Genomic DNA, 18,579 nt, shown 5'->3' on the forward strand with positions numbered 1-18,579 from the left:
CGGTCACGGCGCACAATCGTCGGCCTGTGCCACAACCGGCGGAGACGTGTGGCCGCGCCGCCCGACCGGCGGAGCGGCCGGACGGCTCGCCCGCGGGAAGGCATGCAGGGACGAGGACATGCTCGACAAGGGGTTCGACAGAGTTGGAGGCGGGGGTGATCCGATCGGACATCGCGGTACGACGGAGCACCGCTGCCGCCTCGGAGGCATCACCGATGACTGAGCAGTACGTGCTGGAACTTCAAGAGGTCGACGAAACGCAGGCCGCGGCCGTCGGCGGCAAGGGCGCGAACCTGGGCGGGCTGTCGCGGATCGAAGGCACCCGTGTGCCGGCCGGCTTCTGCGTGACGACGGACGCCTTCCGGCGGATCATGGCGGAGGCTCCGTCGATCGACGAGCCGCTCGAAGAGCTGTCGCGCGTGAACCCGGACGACCGGGAGGCGATCCGCACGCTCAGCGCCCGGATTCGCCGGAGCATCGAGGAGACGGCCGTCCCGGGTGAGCTCGCGACGGCGATCACCCGTGCGCTCGCCCGGCTCGGCGAGGGGGCCGCGTACGCCGTCCGCTCCAGCGCGACGGCCGAGGACCTGCCGACGGCTTCCTTCGCCGGTCAGCAGGACACGTATCTGAACGTCGTGGGGACGACGGAGATCCTTCGGCACATCAGCCGGTGCTGGGCCTCGCTGTTCACCGAGCGGGCCGTGACCTACCGCGGGCGGAACGGCATCGACCACCGTTCGGTCCACATGGCCGTGGTCGTGCAGCGGATGGTCCTCCCGGAGGCGTCCGGCATCCTGTTCACGGCCGACCCCCTGTCGGGCAACCGGAAGGTTGCCACCGTGGACGCCGGTTTCGGCCTCGGCGAGGCGCTGGTCTCCGGACTGGTGAACCCGGACGTCTTCAAGGTGCGCGACGGGCAAGTCGTCGCCAGGACGATCGCCGCCAAGAGCCGTGCCGTTCAGGCCCTGCCCGGCGGTGGTACGCGTGAAGCGGCGATCGACCCGCGGCAACAGGAGCGGCCGGCGCTGACGGACGGGCAGGCCGTGGAACTCGTACGGCTCGGGCGGCGGATCGAAGCGCACTTCGGCCGCCCTCAGGACATCGAGTGGTGCCTGGCCGCCGACGGCTTCCGGATCGTCCAGAGCCGGCCGATCACGACGCTGTTCCCCGTCCCCGACAGCGGCGACCAGGAGAATCACGTCTACGTCTCCGTCGGCCACCAGCAGATGATGACCGACGCCATGAAGCCGCTGGGGCTCTCCATGTGGCGGCTGACGGCCATGGTGCCGATGCACGAGGCCGGTGGAAGGCTGTTCGTCGATGTCGCCCCGCGGCTGGCGTCGCCCGCGAGCCGCGCCGCACTCCTGGAGGTCATGGGCAGAGGCGATCCGCTGGTCAGGGACGCTCTGGAGACCGTCCTCGGCCACGGGGATCTCGTCCCCCCGCTCCCGGACGCGGCCCTCGCCGGGCAGCCGGCAGGAGGTGCGTCCGCCCCGGCCGAGGCCGATCCGGCCGTCGTCACCGAACTGATCGGGCGCAGCCGGGCGTCGGTCGCGGCCCTGGAGAGCGGCATCCTGGCGAAGACCGGCCCGGCTCTGTTCGATTTTCTGCTGGAGGCCTTCGCCGAGCACAAGCGGGTCCTCGGTGATCCGCTGAACATCCAGGCGATCATGGCGGGAATGGAGGCCACCTGGTGGCTCAACGACAGGCTGCTGGAGTGGCTCGGCGAGAAGAACGCGGCTGACACCCTCACCCTGTCCGCCCCCGACAACATCACGTCGGAGATGGGACTTGAGCTGCTCGATGTCGCCGACGTGATCCGCGCGCTGCCGGAGGTTGTGGCGTTCCTGCGGGACGTCGAGGACGCGGGCGTCCTGGGCGAGGGCTTCCTGGACGAGCTGACGAAGGTCGCGGGCGGGACCGAGGCCCGCGATGCCATCGAGGCCTATCTCGACCGGTACGGCATGCGCTGCGTCGGCGAGATCGACGTCACGAGGCCGCGGTGGCGCGAGCGCCCCGGCACGCTCGTGCCCGTGATCCTCGACAACGTCAGGAACTTCGAGCCGGGCGCCGCCGGGCGGCGTTTCGAGCAGGGGCGGCGGAAGGCGGCGCAGAAGGAGCAGGAGGTGCTGTCGCGCCTGCGGGCCCTGCCGGACGGGGACCGGAGGGCCGACGAGACCAAACGGATGATCGACCAGGTCAGGGCATTCGCCGGCTACCGGGAGTATCCGAAGTACGGCATCGTGAGTCGCTATTTCCTCTACAAGCGGGCGCTGCTGGAGGAGGCCGGGCGGCTCGTGCGGGCCGGCGTGCTTGCCGAGAAGGAGGACGTCTTCTACCTCACGTTCCAGGAGTTCCACGACGTCGTCCGCACGAGTCGGGTGGATCACCGGCTCGTCCGGCAGCGCAAGGACGCGTTCCGGTCGTACCAGGCGCTCACCCCGCCCCGGGTGCTCACCTCGGACGGCGAGGCCGTCACCGGGGCGTACCGGCGTGACGACGCACCGGACGGCGCCCTGATCGGCCTGCCCGTCTCCGCCGGGACCGTCGAGGGAAGGGCCCGCGTCATCCTCGACATGGCCGACGCCGATCTCGAAGCGGGCGACATCCTGGTCACTCCCTTCACGGACCCGAGCTGGTCGCCGCTGTTCGTGGCGGTCGCCGGTCTGGTGACGGAAGTGGGCGGCCTGATGACCCATGGAGCGGTCATCGCCCGGGAGTACGGCCTGCCGGCCGTCGTGGGTGTCGAGGGGGCCACCCGGCGGATCCGGGACGGGCAGCGGATCCGCGTGCACGGCACGGACGGGTACGTCGAGATCCTGCCCTGAGGAACCGCGCCGAGAGGCGCGTGGCCGCCGGGAACCGCCCGGTCGTACATGCGCCGGGTGCGATGATTGGGGTATGGGACGACAGAGGACCAAGCCGGCTCCGACGCCGCCGACCACCACGCGTGGTCGGCGCACTCGTGACGGCCTGATCCTTGCCGGCCGGGAGGTGCTGGAGCAGCAGGGCTGGTCGGCCTTCAGCCCCGAGGCGGTGGCCCAGGCGGCGGGCGTCTCGTACGGGACGTTCTATACGTACTTCGAGTCCAGGGAAGACCTGCTGCACCACGTCGTCCGATCGGTCGTCGGCGAGATGTTCGCGTCCAGCCTGGTGCCGCCGGACACCGTCGACGATCCGTACACGAAGCTGGTGGAGGCGAACCGTCTCTATCTGCGTGCCTGGGACCGGGCGTCGAAGGTGCTGCGGCTCGTGGACCAGGGAGCGGCCGCGGACGAGACGTTGCGGCAGATGGTCCTGGAGATCCGGGAGTTCTACGTCAGCCGTGCCACGAGGGGCATCCGACGGCTCCAGGACGCGGGGCTGGCGAATCCGAATCTGGACACCCGGCTGACGGCCCTGGCGCTGGGCTCGATGGTCGAGCAGGTCGCCCACGCGAGATCCTCCATGGACGTGCCGTACGACGAGGACACTGTGGTCGACCACCTCTCGCGGTTGTGGGCGTCGGCCATCGGCCTGCGGGGCGCGCCGGACGAGGGCTGGGCCGATCGGGTCGGCGCCTCCACGGGTACGACGTCAGGCTGACGCAAGTGGGCTGGGGCATCCGGGAGTTGTCCTGTCGATCCCGGCCGGGGCCCGAACAGCGAGGTACCAGAACAGCGAGGTACCGCACGGCCGTTCCGGTGTGCCGTCTACTGAAGCCGATGACACGGCGCCAACGCCAAAGTCACCGCGCGGCCGGGTTGTCGTGGTCGTCGAGCAGGGGGCTGTGGCGTTCGGTGAGCGGGCCGACGCCGAGATCCTCACGCATCAACTTGCGCATCTTGGCCGCCGCTTGGCCGCGCGCCTCCCAACGGGCCCGGTCCTCCGGACTGCTGACGGCGGCGCCGTCGACGTAGCCGTCACAGATGCGCTTCAGGCAGTGGAAGACGCCGTTGGAGGCCTTGACGACGGGTTGGGGCGCGATCAGCCACATCCGTTCCGACGCGACACCCATGCCCGAGTCCCGGAAGGCTTCGCGCAGCGCGAGCGCCCGCTCGTCGTCTGAAGGATGCTCTCGCTCGGCCAGGGCCCGCAGGGTCTCACCGAGGACCTTCACGGTGGTGGTGTACTGCGTGTAGATGTCCAGCCGCAGCCGAACTCCTTCCTTGGCGTCCTCTCGCCTCCACCGATTCCGGTCGGCGATGAGGGTGGAGCCGATACCTATCGCGGCCCCGGCCAGGGTGGAGAGCAGTGGCAACCAGTCCATGCGGGCCAGCTTGGGCCATCCCGTGCAGTCGGCACCAGTACGGACGTGCGGAGGACTCCGGGCGCGGGGACGGTTCAGGATCCTGTGAACGCTGGTTTCCGCTTGGCCAGGAAGGCGTTCAGACCTGCCTGACAGCCCTCCGAAGCGCCGGTGAGGGCGATCTGCTCGGCCTCGCGTTCCAGCGCGGCGTCCAGTGTCGATCCGGACGCGAAGGTCACGGCGGCCTTCATGGCGGCGAACGCGCGGGTGGGTCCTGCGGCCGATTCGGCCGCGCCCCGGTGAACAGTGCCCTCGAAGTCCCCGTCCGCGACGACCTGATGCAGCAGTCCCAGGCCAGGGCCTCGGCCGCGCCGAGGAGCCGGGGGCGCAGCAGCAGGTCGAGCGCTGCCGCCCGCCCGGCGACGCGGGGCAGGATCCAGGAGATCCCGGTGTCGCAGGACAGGCCGATGCCCGCGAAGGCGGTGGTGAAGGTCGCGGACGAAGCGGCGATACGGATGTCGCAGGCCGGCGCCAGGGCCATCCCGGCGCCCGCGGCGATCCCGTTCACCGCGGCGACCACGGGCTTGGGCATCGTCAGGAGTGTTCGTACGAGAGGGTTGTACTGCTCTCGTACGGCATCGGCCATGGCCTGCCCTTCGCCCGCGGAGCGTGCTTCCTCCAGATCCTGGCCCACGCAGAAGGCCCGTTGGCCTTTCGATTGACGGGAGTTGGATATCAGACGGTCGTCGACGGGGCCGTGTGGACCGAGGTCCTGATGCCGAGGCCGAGCAGCGCTGCGTCGTACTGGGCCTTCAGTACCGTGACGAGGTCGGCGACGGTACGGCTCTCCTTGAGGGCGCCGATGCCCTGGCCGGATCCCCAGATGTCCTTCCACGCGCGGGCGTTCGTGTTGCCGCCGGAGCCGAAGTCCATCGCGGACGGGTCGGACTCGGGAAGGTCGTCGGGGTCGAGTCCGGCGGCGGCGACGCTCCCGCGCAGGTAGTTGCCGTGGACGCCCGTGAACAGGTTGCTGTAGACGATGTCCTTGGCGGTGCTGTCCACGATCATCCGCTTGTAGGCGGGCGAGTTGTTGGCCTCGGCGGTGGAGAGGAACGCCGACCCGATGTAGGCGAGGTCGGCGCCGGCGGCCAGCGCGGCCAGGATCGACCGGCCGTGGGCGATGGCTCCGGACATCAGCAGCGGGCCGTCGAACCACTCACGGATCTCCTGGAGGAGGGCGAAGGGGGACTGCGTGCCCGCGTGGCCGCCGGCGCCGGCGGCCACGGCGATGATGCCGTCCGCACCCTTCTCGACGGCCTTGCGGGCGAATTTGTCGCTGGTCACGTCGTGCAGGACGATCCCGCCGTACGAGTGCACGGCGTCGTTGATCTCGGGACGCGCTCCCAGTGAGGTGATCACGATCGGCACCTGGTGCTTCACGATCACGTCCATGTCGAGCTCGAGGCGGTCGTTCGAGCGGTGCACGATCTGGTTGACCGCGAACGGGGCGACGACGGCGTCCGGATGCGCGGCCTCGTACGCGGCGTTCTCCTCCGTGATGCGGTCCAGCCAGTCGGACAGCAGCGACACGGGCCGGGCGTTCAGAGCCGGAAACGAACCGATCACACCGGCCTGGCACTGGGCGATGACCAGTTCGGGTCCGGAGGCGATGAACAGGGGCGAGCCCACGACGGGCAGCGTGAGGGGCCGGGACAGGGCGGGAGGCAGCGGCATGGCGGGTCCTTTGACGGCTTTCGTCGGGCCCTCTGCGGCATGACGGCCGGCGGAGGGGACCTCGGCAGGGGCAGGTCAGCGATTGTGCAACTTGTTGCACAATCGCCGCAAGGGTGCCGCCGCCCGGCCGGGCGCCACCGATGACGTCGGCACCTGTACGCCCGACCGCTCCGCAGGCGATCTGACCAGCGGCTTTGCGGGGGCAGGTCCGGCCGCGTCAAGAAGCTGACTTTTTTGTCGAAGAGACGGGTATCACAGTCGCCATGGCCACGCCCGGAAATCCGTCGCTTTCGTGGGCGAGTCATAAATCGAACCGCCATGGGCTCAGCCAAGGACGCGCGACGCCAGTCACGTACTTGACTATTTTGTCAGCTTGCTTGACGCTGCCGTCATCGCAGCCCCCGCTCCCCCGTGAGCGGTGCGGCTGTTCGCGTCACGACCCGAGAGGGACACGCATGGACGTCAAGTTCGATTTCAGCGGCAAGAGGGTGGTGGTGTTCGGTGGCACCTCCGGCATCAACCTCGCCATCGCCGAGGCTTTCGCCGCGCGGGGTGCCGCGGTTGCGGTGGCCAGCCGGAAGCGGTCCAACGTCGACACGGCCGTGAGGCGGCTCGCTGTCCACGGGAACCCCGTGCGCGGCTTCGTGGCCGACGTGCGGGACATGGAGTCGGTGACGGACGTCTTCGAAGCGGTGCGTTCGGAGTGGGGGGCGGTCGACGTCCTGGTGTCCGGGGCGGCAGGCAACTTCCTCGCGGAGGCTGGCGAGTTGTCGTCGAACGGCTTCAAAGTGGTCGTGGACATCGACCTGAACGGCACCTTCCACGTGATGCGCGCCGGTTTCGAGCACCTGGCTCCCGGCGCCTCGGTCATCAACATCACCGCGCCGCAGGCGACGATCCCCGTGCACTATCAGGCCCATGTGTGCGCGGCGAAGGCCGGCGTGGACCAGCTGACCCGGGTTCTCGCGCTGGAGTGGGGCGGCAGGGGCATCCGCGTGAACGCGATCGCACCGGGCCCGATCGCCGGAACGGAGGGGCTGGCCAGGCTCTCTCCGGGCGATGACCCGCAGAGCGAAAGGTCGATCGGAACCGTTCCGCTGGGCCGGTTCGGCACCACGGACGAGATCGCCGATCTGGCGATGTTCCTCTCGTCCTCCGCCGCCGCCTACATCTCCGGCGCGGTGATCCCCTGCGACGGCGGCGGCTCGTTCGAGGTCGTCCGCGCCATCGAGGAAGCCGGCCGCTTCCTCGCCTCGGCCCCGCGGTGACGCCGATGCACACCAGCACTCGCGTCGCCCCCGTTACCTTCTTCGTGGCCTCGCAATGAGGCTCCCGGCCTTCGGCCCCGGCATGACTTCGCCCCCTTGTCGATGATGATCGAAAAAGTGGTGTCACCGGGATCGAAGGCATTGGCAGACCGCTGATTAGAGGCACGAGCGCCGGACCCGTGGATGGGCGAGGCAGTCTCTTCGTAACGTGGATGCCGGCACGCTGATGCCGCAGGTGAGGCCGGGGAGAGAGCGAGCACGGGAGCAACAGGCATGACCGCTGGCGATGGCATCGACGTCTACCTCGGTCTGGATGTCGGCAAGGACGGACACCACGCCACCGCCGTCAACCGGGCGGGGAAGAAGGTGTTCGACAAGCCGCTACCCAACAGCGAGCCGAAGCTGCAAGAGTTGTTCGAGAAACTGCAGGCCAAGCACGGGACAGTGCTGGTGGTCGTCGATCAGCCGGCTTCTATCGGGGCCCTTCCGCTGGCGGTTGCCCGCGATGCGGGTTGCCAAGTGGCCTACTTACCCGGCCTGACGATGCGGCGGATCGCCGATCTTTATCCCGGCGAGGCCAAGACCGACGCCCGTGACGCGTTCATCATCGCCGATGCCGCCAGAGCGATGCCCCACACCCTGCGGACCGTCGATCTCGCCGACGAGAAAATCGCGGAGCTGGCCATGATCACGGGCTTCGACGACGACCTGGCAGGCGAGTCCACCCGAATCGCCAACCGGCTCCGAGGTCTGCTGACCCAGATCCATCCGTCCCTGGAACGGGTCCTGGGCCCGCGAATCCAGCATCCGGCCGTGCTCAGGATGCTGGATCAGTTCGGCTCCCCGGCCCAGATCCGCAAAGCAGGAAGACGACGTCTGGTCACCCTGATGCGGCCGAAGGCACCCCGCATGGCCGAGCGACTGGTCGACGACATCATTGCCGCACTCGACGAGCAGACCGTCGTCGTCCCCGGCACCGACGCGGCCACGCTGATCGTGCCCAGCCTCGCCAATTCACTCCAGGCAGTGCTTGACCAGCGCAAACTCCTCGCCGCCCGGATCGAGGAACTCCTGGACGCCCACCCTCTTTCCCAGGTCCTGATGTCGATGCCCGGCATCGGGACCAGGACCGCGGCCCGCATCCTCGTCGACGTCGGTGACGGCAGCGGCTTCGCTTCCGCAGGACACCTCGCCGCCTACGCCGGCCTGGCACCCGTGACCCGAAACTCCGGCTCGTCCATCCGTGGCGAGCACCCCTCGAAACGCGGCAACAAACAACTGAAGCGGGCTTTCTACCTCGCCGCGTTCGCCTCACTCTCCCAGCCCGAGTCACGCGCCTACTACGACCGCAAACGCCGCGAGGGAAAGCACCACATCGCCGCCCTCATCGCACTGGCCCGACGTCGCATCGACGTCCTGTTCGCCATGCTCCGAGACGGCACCTTCTACCAACCGCCCACGCTCACTACGGCTTGACGAAAGATATAGAGGCACTTTTTCGACCCGCAAGTATCAGGAGCCCTCCCTATGAAACGTCGGATCTACACCGAGGACCACGAAGCCTTCCGGGCGACGGTGCGCACCTTTCTGGACAAGGAAGTGCTGCCGCATTACGAGCAGTGGGAGAAGGACGGAATCGTCTCGCGCGAGGTCTGGCGGGCGGCGGGAAGGCAGGGCCTGCTCGGACTCGCCGTGGCCCAGGAGTACGGAGGCGGCGGAAACCCCGACTACCGGTACAGCGCCGTGATCGCGGAGGAGTTCGGCCGCGCGTACGCGGCCGGCTTCGCCATCGGCCTGCACAACGAACCTGGCGCAGGAGCGCGTCACGATCGCGGTCGCCGCCGTCGCCGGGGCGGAGCGCCTTCTCGACATCACCACCCGGTACGTGAAGGAGCGCGAGGCGTTCGGACGGCCACTCGCGAAACACCAGCATGTCCGCTTCGAGATCGCGGAGATGGCGACCGAGTGCGCGGTCACCCGGTCCTTCCTCGACCGGTGCATCGAGGAACACGCGAACGGCGCCCTGGACGCCGTCCAGGCCTCGATGGCGAAGTGGTGGGCGACCGAGCTCCAGAAGCGCGTGGCGGACCGCTGTCTGCAACTCCACGGCGGATACGGCTACATGACCGAGTACCCGATCGCCAAGGCGTTCACCGACGGCCGTGTGCAGACCATCTACGGCGGCACGACCGAGATCATGAAGGAAATCATCGGCCGCTCGCTGCTCGCCTGATCCGCTCGGTACGGTGCGCTCATGTCCGCATTTCTTCAGCAACTCCCGGCTCTCGTGGGCGTCGTGATCGGCGCCCTCGGTTCGTATCTGGCCCTCGTCCGCAGCGACCGCGAGCGCTTCAAGAGGGACCGGGCGGACCGATGGGAGGAACGGCGTCTCGCCGTGTACTCCGAGTACGCGCGGTCGCTGAAGAAGTCGGTGACGCTCACCTACCGGGTCGCCGCCCACATGGGCAACGACCCGCACCCGCACCCGTTGGCCCTGGCCGAGGCCGAACCGCTCCTGGCCCGGGCCACCGACGACCGCGATCCCGCCGGAGAGGCCCTGATCATGCTGGGCAGCCGCGAAGTGGTGGACCGGGCCCGGGTATGGGTGACCGTGGTCATGGAGATGGAACGGTTCCAGCGCGTGGGCACCCGCGATCCACAGGCCTGGCAGGCGCTCCTGGAACGCCAGCGCACCGGCCGCGAGGGCTATTACGCGGCCGTACGCGAGGATCTCCGGCTGCCCCCCGGGCACCCGGGCCGCTGGCTCACGGCGCCCGAGACGTGACGCGTGACGCGTGGCGTGACGCGTGACGCCGAAAACCCGGCCGCGACCCAGGGTTTCGGCGCAGGGAACCTCTACTCGCCTTCCAGTAGGCGCACTTGTCCGATCAGACGGCGCAGCAGGTGTCTCGCGGCGGCGATGTCGGCAGGCTCGATGTCGGCGGCGAGCACGCGGTGGGTCGCCGCGGCCCGGTCCGTGATCCCGTCCAGCACACCGCGCCCCTGGGGGGTGAGGCCGAGGAGCGGCGAACTCCGGTGATCGGGGTTGGGCCGGAACTCGGCCAGTCCGTCACGGGCGAGGTCGTTGGCGATGCGCTGGACCCCCTGCCGGGCGACGCCCAGGCGGCGGGCGGCCCGGGCGACGGACAGGGGCTCCTCGGAAACGGCACTCAGAACCTGCCATCGCGCCTGCGTCTGCCCCTGGGCCCCCGCGATCGCCTCCCCCGACCTGCGCAGCACACCCGCCGCCTCATAGACGTCGGCGACCAGCAGGGCCAGCTCGTCCGGCACATCAGGCACGCCGGCCACCTCCCAGTTTTTGACAACACGTTGTCGTTCTGTAAATTTGTTGTCATCGTACAACGTGGTGACCGATCCGCGGCGCCCGCACACCACCTCTCCGGGAGAGCACCATGACCGACGCGATCGACAATCTGCGGGCCGCGCTGGCGCGCGCCCAGGCCGTCCGCCCCAAGGCCGGCGGTTTCCCCTACCTCGCGGAGTCGCTGCGCCTGGCCGGCGTCAGCGGCTGCCGGATGACCGTGCCGTCCAACGCGATGCTCTACTTGACCGCCGCCGGACCGGTCGCCGTCCAGGGCGAGCCTCTGATCACCGGCATGGTCGGCATTCCGCCGTTCGACCGAGAGGCGCTGATCGCGGCGCTGCGCGCGGACCAGGCGGGCCGGACGACGTTTCCCGAGTTCGTCCAGGGCTGCTGGGCCGCGGGAATCGTCACGTACGACGTCGACCTGACGGCACGCACCTGCACGTACCACGGCGCCGACGGCGACTCCTACGTCGAGTCGTACGCGGCAGTCGAGCTGTAGCGTCTCGTAACGCCCAGCCCGCCACCCCCGCGGACCGGCCGACCGCCTGTCCACCACGGGCACTCCGGCCACCACAGCCACCACGACACAATCGGCGCCCGGCGCCAGACGCCCGCTCAAGGAGGAGAAACGTTGGCTCCCACCGATGCCACCTACGCGATCACCGGAGCGTCCGGCCGCCTGGGTGGGCGCATCGCCCGCAGGCTGGCCGCCGCCGGTATCGCGCAGACCCTCCTGGCCCGTACCCCTTCCCGCGCCCCACAGCTGCCCGGCGCGGTCGCGGTTCCCGGCGCCTACGACGACCACGCGGCCCTCGTACGCGCCCTGCGGGGCACCGACCGCGTCCTGATGGTCTCTGCCTCGGAGTCCCCCGACCGGCTCCGCGACCACCGCACCTTCATCGACGCCGCGGCCGAGGCCGGTGTCGGGCACCTGGTCTACATCTCCTTCTACGGGGCCGCGCCCGACGCGACCTTCACCCTGGCCCGGGACCACTGGCACACCGAGCAGCACATCCGCGCCCGCGGAATCCCCTTCACGTTCCTGCGCGACAACCTCTACGCCGACTTCATGCCCGCTCTCGTGGGCGCCGACGGCGCGATCCGTGGACCGGCCGGTGACGGCAGGGCCGCCCTGGTCGCCCAGGACGACATCGCCGACGCCACGGTGGCGGTACTGCGCGACCCGCATCCACACGCCGGCCGCGCCTACGAGCTCACGGGACCGGAATCGCTGACCCTCAGCGAAGTAGCCAGCACTCTCGCCGCCGTCGGCGGCCGGCCGGTCTCCTACGTCCCGGAGACCACCGAGGAGGCTTACGCCTCGCGTGCCGTGTACGGGGCTCCCGGCTGGCAGCTCGACGCATGGGTGTCCACCTACACGGCGATCGCCGACGGATCCCTCGCCGCGGTCACCACCACCGTCGAAGACCTGACCGGCCACCGGGCGACATCGCTGGACCAGGTGCTCCGGGCGGCGGCCGACGGGCCCGCTTCGCCTTGACGGTCATGGAAAACCGAAGTTCAGCGCGGGCGCACCCAGTCCGGGGTCCAGGTGCCGGCCGCGTCCTGGCCGGCCACTGTGGCGGCGAGATGGGTGCGGAGGGTGGCCAGCGCCGGGTGGGGATTGTCGCGGTGCCACAGGAGCGAGTGCGGGTAGACGGGTGTCGGGTCGGTCACCGGGATCAGGCGAAGACCATGGCCGGTCGGCCAGACGAGACGCGTCTGCCCGCCCATGAAGGTGGCGAGCGCCGGAGTGTCGGCGACGGTGTCGAGGAGCGCGTCGGAGCCGAAGTTGGGACCGGTCGCCTCGATGGTGAGGCCGAACTCGGCGACCAGATCGTCGTAGTAGGCGGCCCACTCGGTGCCTGGCACGATGCCCGGCATCCAGATGCGGTGACCGACGAGCTCGGCGACGGTCACCGACCGGGCTCCCGCCAGCGCGTGTCCGGGGCCGGTGAGCAACTGGAGCGGCTCGTCGAGCACCCGTACCGACTCGATGTCCTCGGGAAGGGGACGGCCGGGCACGGCGACGGCGCGGAAGGACGCGTCGATCGCGCCGGATCGGATGGCGGCGACGGCCGTCTCGATGTCGAACAGCATCACCACGTCGAGGTCGACCTCGGGGTACGTGCGGTGGAAGCCGCGCATGAGGCCCGACGCCGCGCCGCGCGAGGCGATGATGTCGACGCGCAGTGGACGGCGGCCGGTGCGCACGGACGCGACCGCGCGCTCGGACACGCGCAGCAGCTCGCGCGCGTGGGGCAGGAACGCCTGGCCGTCGATGGTGAGCTCGGCGCCTCGCGGCGTGCGGTTGAACAGCCTCACGCCGAGGGAGCGCTCCAGCGCGGCGACGCGTTTGGAGACGGCCTGCTGGGTGACCGTCAGCTCGGCGGCGGCCTCCTGGAACTGCCCCGCGTCGGCGACGGCGACGAAGGTCCGGACAGTGTCGAGATCCACCCGGCCACCCTAACGCCACAACCGATGGTTGTCGTGTGCGCTTCGACGGTTGTTTGATCCCCGGTCGTGGCACTCGCTTTGATGTGTTCGGACGCGGATCGGTTGTACGGGTGAGGGGCGAAGGGTGTCGGGCATGCGGAGCGGGCACCGGCTGGGGCGGCGGTTCGGATGGCTCTGGGGGGCCTACGGGGCCAGCGCGCTCGGTACGTGGCTCGCGTTCGGCTCGTTCGAGCTGATCGCCATCCGCGTGCTGCACGCGGGCCCGGCGGAGGTCGCCGTGCTCGCCTCCGTCGGGGTCGCGGTGGGCGCGGCCGTGGCGGTGCCGCTCGGCCCCTGGGTGGAGTTCCGCCGCAAACGGCCCGTGCTGATCGCGACGGACCTGGTGCGGTTCGCGGCGCTGCTGACGATCCCGGCCGCGTTCGTGCTCGGTGTGCTCACCTTCGTACAGCTCCTGCTCGTCTCCGTCGTCGTCGCGGCGGCCGACATCACCTTCCGCGCCGCCTCCGGTGCGTACCTGAAGACGCTCGTACCGGCCGAGGACCTGCTCGTCGCCGGCGCCCGGTTCGAGTCGACGGCCTGGACGACCACGATCATCGGTCCACCGCTGGGCGGCGCGGCGATCGGGCTTCTGGGTCCGGTGGCGACGGTGGTGGCCGACGGGGTCAGCTATCTGCTCTCCGCCCTGGGCATCCGCGCGACGGGCGGGGACGAGCCACGGCCCGAACCCCGAGAGGCCCCGCGTCTGAGGGCCCCCGACCTCCTCGACGGCTGGCGGTACATCCTCGCCGATCCCACCCTGCGTCCGCTGTTCTTCAACACCGCCCTGTTCAACGGCCTGGTCATGGCCGCCCAGCCGCTGCTGGCCGTCCTGATGCTCGGCAGGCTCGGGTTCACGCCGTGGCAGTACGGTCTCGCCTTCGCCGCGCCCTCCATCGGCGGGCTGCTGGGCTCACGGCTGGCCCGGCCGCTGGTCACCCGGTTCGGACAGCACCGGGTCATGGTCGCGTCCGGGGCGCTGCGCGCGATCTGGCCGCTCGGCCTGGTCTTCCTCGGGCCGGGCACCGGCGGGCTGCTGCTGGTGATGGGCGTCGAGCTCGGGCTCATCTTCTGCTGCGGTGTCTTCAACCCCGTCTACTCCACCTACCGCCTCGAACGCACCGCGAACGACCGGGTCACCCGCACACTGACCGCCTGGGCGGTGACGACCAAGGCCTCGACCGCGTTGCTGACCGCACTCTGGGGCGTACTGGGCGCCCTGTTCGGCCCACGTACGGCGATCGCCCTGGCCGGCGTGCTCCTGCTGGCGACCCCGCTGCTGCTCCCCCGGCGAACCGCGGCGCCCGCCACCGAGGGGGAGGGCGAGGCAGGGTCGGAGGCGGAGGCGGCAGCGGGGCGCGCCTGAGGACTCTCGGCCAGGTTCCCCCGCCGGAGCGAACCGAACGGGCCGTACCGAACCGGACCGGGGCGGGCGAAGGGATCGGGCCCGGCCGGGGCGGGGCGAGCCGAACGGACCGGGGCGAGCCGGAGTGGGCCGACCGCACCGGGCCGGGCCGCCGAGTACGCGTCAGGAGAACCGGCCTCCTTGGCTGCTACTCCAGGGCGCACCGGGTCAGCAGTGCCGTGGCGTCCGCGTCCCCCGGGCGCGGCACCGTGTGGTCGGCCGGAGGCCGTCCTTGGCCCGCCAGCCAGCGTTCCAGCGCCGTGAAGGCCGAGCGGTGGCACGGGACCATCGGACGGAGCTGGTCAGGGAACGCGTCGACGAGCGAGTCGGTGTGCGTCCCGCCCGCGATGCGGTAGTACCGCAGCAACGGCCCCCTCCCGGCCTCGCGCACCATACGGGCGTAGACGTCCCCGTCGCGGCTGATCGGCAGCAGCACGTCGAGCGTGCCCTGGATGGTGATGAGGGGTTTCCCGATGCGCCCGGTCAGCGCGATGCGGTCGACGGCGCGATGCACGGCCCGCGGTCGCGTGCGGTAGTCGTAGTCGGCGTCGCAGGCGGGGGTACCGGAGGCGCAGAACGGGGTACCCGCCTCGGTCGCCCCGTCGTAGCTGGGGTCCAGTTCCTCACGGTAGAGGCGCTGGGTCAGATCCCAGTAGGTCTTGTAGTGGTAGGGCCACAGGAACTCCGATCCCGCCGGATAGCCGGCCGCGTGCATGGCCTGCCTGGCTTCCCCGGCGCCGGGTCCGCCTGCCGCGTAGACCGGGTACGCGCGCAGCGTGGGCGGCAGGAAGGTGAGCAGACCGGGTCCTTCGGAGCTCCAGAGCGTGCCCTCCCAGTCGACTCCCCCGTCGTAGAGCTCGGGGTGGTTCTCCAGCTGCCAGCGGACCAGGTAGCCGCCGTTGGACATGCCGGTGGCGATGGTGCGGGAGGGGGACTTCCCGTAGCGCTCCCTGACGACGGTCCGGGCGGCCCGGGTGAGCTGGGTGAGCCGGGTGTTCCACTCGGCGACGGCGTCGCCCGGCCGGCGGCCGTCACGGTAGAAGGCGAGGCCGGTGTTGCCCTTGTCGGTGGCGGCGTAGGCGTAGCCGCGCGCGAGCACCCAGTCGGAGATCGCGCGGTCGTTGGCGTACTGCTCGCGGTTGCCCGGTGTTCCGGCGACGACGAGTCCGCCGTTCCAGTGGTCGGGCAGCCTGATGACGAACTGCGCGTCGTGGTTCCAGCCGTGGTTGGTGTTGGTGGTGGACGTGTCGGGGAAATAGCCGTCGATCTGGGTACCGGGCACGCCGCTGGGCGTCGGCAGGTCCTTGGGTGTCAGTCCCGCGTAGTCGGCGGGGTCGGTGTGTCCAGATGCCACGGTTCCGGCGGTGGTCAACTCAGCCAGGCAGTCGGCCTGTTGGAAGGCGGCGCCGGGTACGCGCGGCTGGTCGCCCGCGGAGCAGGCTCCGGTGTGCGGGTCGCGGCCGGCTGCCGCGGGTGACGGGGTGGCCGTCGCGAGGACGCCCGAACCGGCGGTCGCGAGCACCAGCGCGCAGAGCGCGGCCCGCCATCGGTGGCGCCGTCCGCGGGCCGAGGTGACGTCCGTACTGGGGTGGAGCATCCGGGACCTCGAATCCGAGTGGGGATGGGTGGACGCGCCGGAGGTTAGTGACGTGGGAACCGGTGGGGACATGTGCCGGACCGCCATGATGGCGAAGGTGGGAGCGGCGTCGGCCACCATGGCGGTCCATGTCCGCGTATGCGGCAGCGATATGACGTTCCGTCAACTTCAGTCAGGGGCAGCCGCCATCGGCGATGATGTAGGTGCCTGGGGGTGACTCCTTCAGGGTGTGGGTGACGAAGGTGTTGTACAGGCCCATGTTCTGGTTCGAACCCTTGGCGTACGTGTACCCGCCGCTGGTGATGGCCCGGCCGGCCTGGACGTGGGCGTAGTTGCTGCTCGTCCAGCAGGCGGCGGTGACGCCGCCGGTGGTCGTGACGGTGATCGTCCCCGAACTGGGGCCCGCCGTACCGGCGTTGTCGCGCGCGGCGACCGCGTAGGTGTGCGAGGTTCCCGCCGTGAGTCCGGTGTCCGTGTACGACGTGCCGCTCGCGGTCCCGACTGGGTTGCCGTCGCGGAACACGGCGTAGTCGGTGGCACCGCCGACCGCGTCCCAGCGCAGGGCGACGCCGGTGTCGGTGACCGCGGTCGTGGCCAGTCCGGTGGGTGCGGGTAGTGAGGCCCCGCCCGATCCGGCGCCTTCGAGGCCGAAGAAGCGGGCGATCCAATAGCTGGAGCAGATCGAGCCGAGGAAGTACGGGGCTCCGGTGGCACCGCACTGCTGGTCACCGCTGCCCGGGTCGACCGGGGTGCCGTGCCCGATGCCCGGTACCGCGTCGACCTCGACGGCGACCGTGCCGTCCGCCGCCAGGTATTCGTCGTGCCGGGTGGAGTCGGGCCCGATGACGGAGCTGCGGCTGGGTGTCTGGGAAAGCCCGCGCACCGCCGTCCACTGGTCGCGCAGCTCGGCGGCGTTCCGCGGGACCACCGTGCTGTCCTGGTCCCCGTACCAGATGGCCGTACGGGGCCAGGGACCGTCGTACGACGGATAGGCGTCGCGCACCCGCTGGGCCCAGATGCTCGCGTCGAGGTCGACTCCGGGGTTCATGCAGGTGTACGGGCTGTTGTCCCGGGTGCAGTCGTAGGGCAGGCCGGCGACGACCGCGCCGGCGGCGAAGACGTCGGGGTAGGTGGCCAGCATGACCGAGGTCATGGCACCGCCGGCGGACAGACCGGTGACGTACACGCGCCCGGAGTCGGCCCCGTAGGCCGAGACGGCGTGGCTCACCATCTGCCTGATGGAGAGGGCCTCGCCCTGCCCCCGTCGGTTGTCCGTCGCCTGGAACCAGTTGAAGCACTTGCTGGCGTTGTTCGAGGAAGTCGTCTCCGCGAGCACGAGGACGAACCCGTCCCGGTCGGCGAGCCGGGGCAGTCCGGAGTTGTCGGCGTAGACCTGGGCGCTCTGTGTGCACCCGTGCAGCGCGACGACCACGGGCGGGTTCGCGGGCAGGGACGCCGGACGGTACACGTACATGTTCAACTGGCCCGGATTCGCGCCGAAATCGGTGACCTTGGTGATCGACACGGCGGCCTGCGCGGCGGGCGCGGGGCCGGTCAGGGCCGCCGCCAGAACCAGGGCGACGACCGTGAGGAGGCGGCTCAGCGGGCGGCCCGACCGGTTCCGGCGTCGCCGGGGTGATGAAGGAACAAGTGAAGAACGTGTTGAAGAACCTGTTGAAGAGCGTGGTGAAGGGCGTTGCACGGGCGGCTCCCTCTCTGGGGGTGTCCGGCCCCCGTTCGTCCGAAGCCGTCCCTGGCCACCGGGCGTACGGGACTTGGCGGAACCCCAGAATCGGCCTCCTCCGACCGCCATGACATGGAGTCCGGCACCACAACCGACGGCGCGTCAGGCGGCGTCGAACGGATTGCGGAAGCGCCGCCCGGTCTGCTAAGTCGCCCACAGGTCCGGGCAGAGCACCGCGAGGATGCGCTCGAAGCGCGCGGCCATCTCGTCGGCCGTCTGCTCGGGGTGGTGCCGCCACCAGGCGACCGCGGCGCTCACCGTCCCGTACCAGAGGTGGGTGACGAGGTCGGCGTCGAGAGGTTCGACGGAAGGGGAGGTGTGCAGGAACTCGGCCACGCCCACCGCGCCCATCCGGTTGAGTTCCCGCCGGTACACGGCCGCGGCGGCGGGCAGCGGGCCCTCGGCCGGAAGCGTCCCGTCGTAGACGAGTTCCCAGTCGTGCGGGCGCGATTCGAGCGCGCGGAACACGGCCTCCAGGGTGCGCACGGCGCGCGAGAGGTCGGAGGGCCCCTGCTGGGCGGACGCGACGGCTTCGACGAGGCGGGCGCCGGCCTGTTCCAGGCAGGTCAGGTAGAGGCTGTCCTTGGACCCGAAGTACTCGTAGATCATGGGTTTGGAGATGCCCGCCTGGGCCGCCACGTGCGCGGTCGACCCGCGCGCGTAGCCCTTGGCGCCGAACTCCTCGGCGGCCGCCTCCAGGATCAGCCGCTCCCGGTCCTTGCGGGGCATCCCCTTGGTGCCCACGCCCTGCGTGGCCTTCCCCTGCTTGCTCATGTCCCCAC

17 protein-coding genes and 1 pseudogene are annotated in these 18,579 nt (G+C 70.4%); 9 read left to right on the top strand and 9 right to left on the bottom strand.

Annotated elements, in window-relative coordinates:
- Positions 1-215 precede the first annotated feature (215 nt).
- Both rph and ABZV42_RS34175 read left to right on the top strand, forming a co-directional pair.
- On the top strand, positions 216-2,828 hold the full coding sequence (rph, locus tag ABZV42_RS34170; RefSeq protein WP_356055340.1) for a rifamycin-inactivating phosphotransferase: 2,613 nt from the start codon (positions 216-218) through the stop codon (positions 2,826-2,828).
- 73 nt (positions 2,829-2,901) lie between these two features.
- Positions 2,902-3,585 carry a TetR/AcrR family transcriptional regulator gene (locus tag ABZV42_RS34175; RefSeq protein ID WP_355987043.1) on the top strand — a complete coding sequence of 228 codons (684 nt, stop codon included), beginning with the start codon at positions 2,902-2,904 and terminating at the stop codon, positions 3,583-3,585.
- Positions 3,586-3,727: 142 nt separating this feature from the next.
- Here ABZV42_RS34175 and ABZV42_RS34180 read toward each other — a convergent pair whose 3' ends face one another.
- The 4 genes from ABZV42_RS34180 to ABZV42_RS34195 form a co-directional block, all read right to left on the bottom strand.
- Positions 3,728-4,249, bottom strand: a complete 522-nt coding sequence (locus ABZV42_RS34180) for a hypothetical protein (protein ID WP_355987046.1) — start codon at positions 4,247-4,249, stop codon at positions 3,728-3,730.
- A 74-nt stretch (positions 4,250-4,323) separates the two neighbouring features.
- A complete protein-coding gene (locus tag ABZV42_RS34185; RefSeq protein WP_355987049.1) occupies positions 4,324-4,467 on the bottom strand; it encodes a hypothetical protein in 144 nt (47 codons plus the stop codon).
- An 8-nt stretch (positions 4,468-4,475) separates the two neighbouring features.
- On the bottom strand, positions 4,476-4,967 hold the full coding sequence (locus ABZV42_RS34190; protein WP_355987159.1) for an enoyl-CoA hydratase-related protein: 492 nt from the start codon (positions 4,965-4,967) through the stop codon (positions 4,476-4,478).
- The gene (locus tag ABZV42_RS34195) at positions 4,964-5,962 is read right to left on the bottom strand and encodes a nitronate monooxygenase family protein (protein WP_355987051.1); all 999 of its coding nucleotides are present in this window, start codon (positions 5,960-5,962) and stop codon (positions 4,964-4,966) included. Before ABZV42_RS34195 ends, ABZV42_RS34190 begins: the two co-directional genes overlap by 4 nt.
- 455 nt (positions 5,963-6,417) lie before the next feature.
- Between ABZV42_RS34195 and ABZV42_RS34200 the strand changes: the two genes are divergently transcribed.
- From ABZV42_RS34200 to ABZV42_RS34215, 4 genes and pseudogenes are all read left to right on the top strand, one after another.
- Positions 6,418-7,230, top strand: coding sequence for an SDR family oxidoreductase (locus tag ABZV42_RS34200; protein ID WP_356055342.1), 813 nt, complete (start codon positions 6,418-6,420; stop codon positions 7,228-7,230).
- A 273-nt stretch (positions 7,231-7,503) separates the two neighbouring features.
- The gene (locus ABZV42_RS34205; protein ID WP_355992012.1) at positions 7,504-8,706 is read left to right on the top strand and encodes an IS110 family transposase; all 1,203 of its coding nucleotides are present in this window, start codon (positions 7,504-7,506) and stop codon (positions 8,704-8,706) included.
- 51 nt (positions 8,707-8,757) lie between these two features.
- Positions 8,758-9,463, top strand: a pseudogene (locus ABZV42_RS34210) (acyl-CoA dehydrogenase family protein).
- 21 nt (positions 9,464-9,484) lie between these two features.
- Complete coding sequence (locus ABZV42_RS34215; protein WP_356055344.1) at positions 9,485-10,015, top strand: hypothetical protein; 531 nt, start codon at positions 9,485-9,487, stop codon at positions 10,013-10,015.
- Positions 10,016-10,086: 71 nt separating this feature from the next.
- Here the strand turns inward: ABZV42_RS34215 and ABZV42_RS34220 are convergent, their stop codons facing one another.
- Positions 10,087-10,530 (bottom strand): MarR family transcriptional regulator, encoded by a 444-nt coding sequence (locus ABZV42_RS34220; RefSeq protein WP_356055346.1) that lies wholly within the window; start codon positions 10,528-10,530, stop codon positions 10,087-10,089.
- Positions 10,531-10,643: 113 nt separating this feature from the next.
- On the opposite strand from ABZV42_RS34220, the gene ABZV42_RS34225 reads away from it, so the two are divergent.
- Both ABZV42_RS34225 and ABZV42_RS34230 read left to right on the top strand, forming a co-directional pair.
- Positions 10,644-11,057: a DUF1398 family protein gene (locus ABZV42_RS34225; protein WP_356055348.1), complete on the top strand. Its 414-nt coding sequence runs from the start codon at positions 10,644-10,646 to the stop codon at positions 11,055-11,057.
- A gap of 132 nt (positions 11,058-11,189) precedes the next feature.
- On the top strand, positions 11,190-12,059 hold the full coding sequence (locus ABZV42_RS34230; protein ID WP_356055350.1) for an SDR family oxidoreductase: 870 nt from the start codon (positions 11,190-11,192) through the stop codon (positions 12,057-12,059).
- Positions 12,060-12,079: 20 nt separating this feature from the next.
- Here ABZV42_RS34230 and ABZV42_RS34235 read toward each other — a convergent pair whose 3' ends face one another.
- On the bottom strand, positions 12,080-13,015 hold the full coding sequence (locus tag ABZV42_RS34235) for a LysR family transcriptional regulator (RefSeq protein WP_355987069.1): 936 nt from the start codon (positions 13,013-13,015) through the stop codon (positions 12,080-12,082).
- Positions 13,016-13,148: 133 nt separating this feature from the next.
- On the opposite strand from ABZV42_RS34235, the gene ABZV42_RS34240 reads away from it, so the two are divergent.
- Positions 13,149-14,417: an MFS transporter gene (locus ABZV42_RS34240; RefSeq protein WP_356055352.1), complete on the top strand. Its 1,269-nt coding sequence runs from the start codon at positions 13,149-13,151 to the stop codon at positions 14,415-14,417.
- Between the two features lie 187 nt (positions 14,418-14,604).
- Here the strand turns inward: ABZV42_RS34240 and ABZV42_RS34245 are convergent, their stop codons facing one another.
- The 3 genes from ABZV42_RS34245 to ABZV42_RS34255 form a co-directional block, all read right to left on the bottom strand.
- Complete coding sequence (locus tag ABZV42_RS34245; RefSeq protein ID WP_356055353.1) at positions 14,605-16,053, bottom strand: tannase/feruloyl esterase family alpha/beta hydrolase; 1,449 nt, start codon at positions 16,051-16,053, stop codon at positions 14,605-14,607.
- A gap of 172 nt (positions 16,054-16,225) precedes the next feature.
- The gene (locus ABZV42_RS34250) at positions 16,226-17,572 is read right to left on the bottom strand and encodes a PHB depolymerase family esterase (RefSeq protein WP_356055405.1); all 1,347 of its coding nucleotides are present in this window, start codon (positions 17,570-17,572) and stop codon (positions 16,226-16,228) included.
- Positions 17,573-17,941: 369 nt separating this feature from the next.
- Positions 17,942-18,571 (bottom strand): TetR/AcrR family transcriptional regulator, encoded by a 630-nt coding sequence (locus ABZV42_RS34255; protein ID WP_356055355.1) that lies wholly within the window; start codon positions 18,569-18,571, stop codon positions 17,942-17,944.
- Positions 18,572-18,579: the final 8 nt, after the last annotated feature.

This window comes from Streptomyces sp. NPDC005281, from assembly GCF_040607495.1.
GTDB lineage: Bacteria > Actinomycetota > Actinomycetes > Streptomycetales > Streptomycetaceae > Streptomyces.

Bases quoted from the DNA above. Each gene is read 5' to 3' on its own strand.
- ABZV42_RS34180 (WP_355987046.1), bottom strand. From the start codon at position 4,249: ATGGACTGGTTGCCACTGCTCTCCACCCTGGCCGGGGCCGCGATAGGT.
- ABZV42_RS34175 (WP_355987043.1), top strand. From the start codon at position 2,902: ATGGGACGACAGAGGACCAAGCCGGCTCCGACGCCGCCGACCACCACG.
- ABZV42_RS34225 (WP_356055348.1), top strand. From the start codon at position 10,644: ATGACCGACGCGATCGACAATCTGCGGGCCGCGCTGGCGCGCGCCCAG.
- rph (WP_356055340.1), top strand. From the start codon at position 216: ATGACTGAGCAGTACGTGCTGGAACTTCAAGAGGTCGACGAAACGCAG.
- ABZV42_RS34200 (WP_356055342.1), top strand. From the start codon at position 6,418: ATGGACGTCAAGTTCGATTTCAGCGGCAAGAGGGTGGTGGTGTTCGGT.
- ABZV42_RS34255 (WP_356055355.1), bottom strand. From the start codon at position 18,571: ATGAGCAAGCAGGGGAAGGCCACGCAGGGCGTGGGCACCAAGGGGATG.
- ABZV42_RS34245 (WP_356055353.1), bottom strand. From the start codon at position 16,053: ATGCTCCACCCCAGTACGGACGTCACCTCGGCCCGCGGACGGCGCCAC.
- ABZV42_RS34215 (WP_356055344.1), top strand. From the start codon at position 9,485: ATGTCCGCATTTCTTCAGCAACTCCCGGCTCTCGTGGGCGTCGTGATC.
- ABZV42_RS34195 (WP_355987051.1), bottom strand. From the start codon at position 5,962: ATGCCGCTGCCTCCCGCCCTGTCCCGGCCCCTCACGCTGCCCGTCGTG.
- ABZV42_RS34205 (WP_355992012.1), top strand. From the start codon at position 7,504: ATGACCGCTGGCGATGGCATCGACGTCTACCTCGGTCTGGATGTCGGC.
- ABZV42_RS34240 (WP_356055352.1), top strand. From the start codon at position 13,149: ATGCGGAGCGGGCACCGGCTGGGGCGGCGGTTCGGATGGCTCTGGGGG.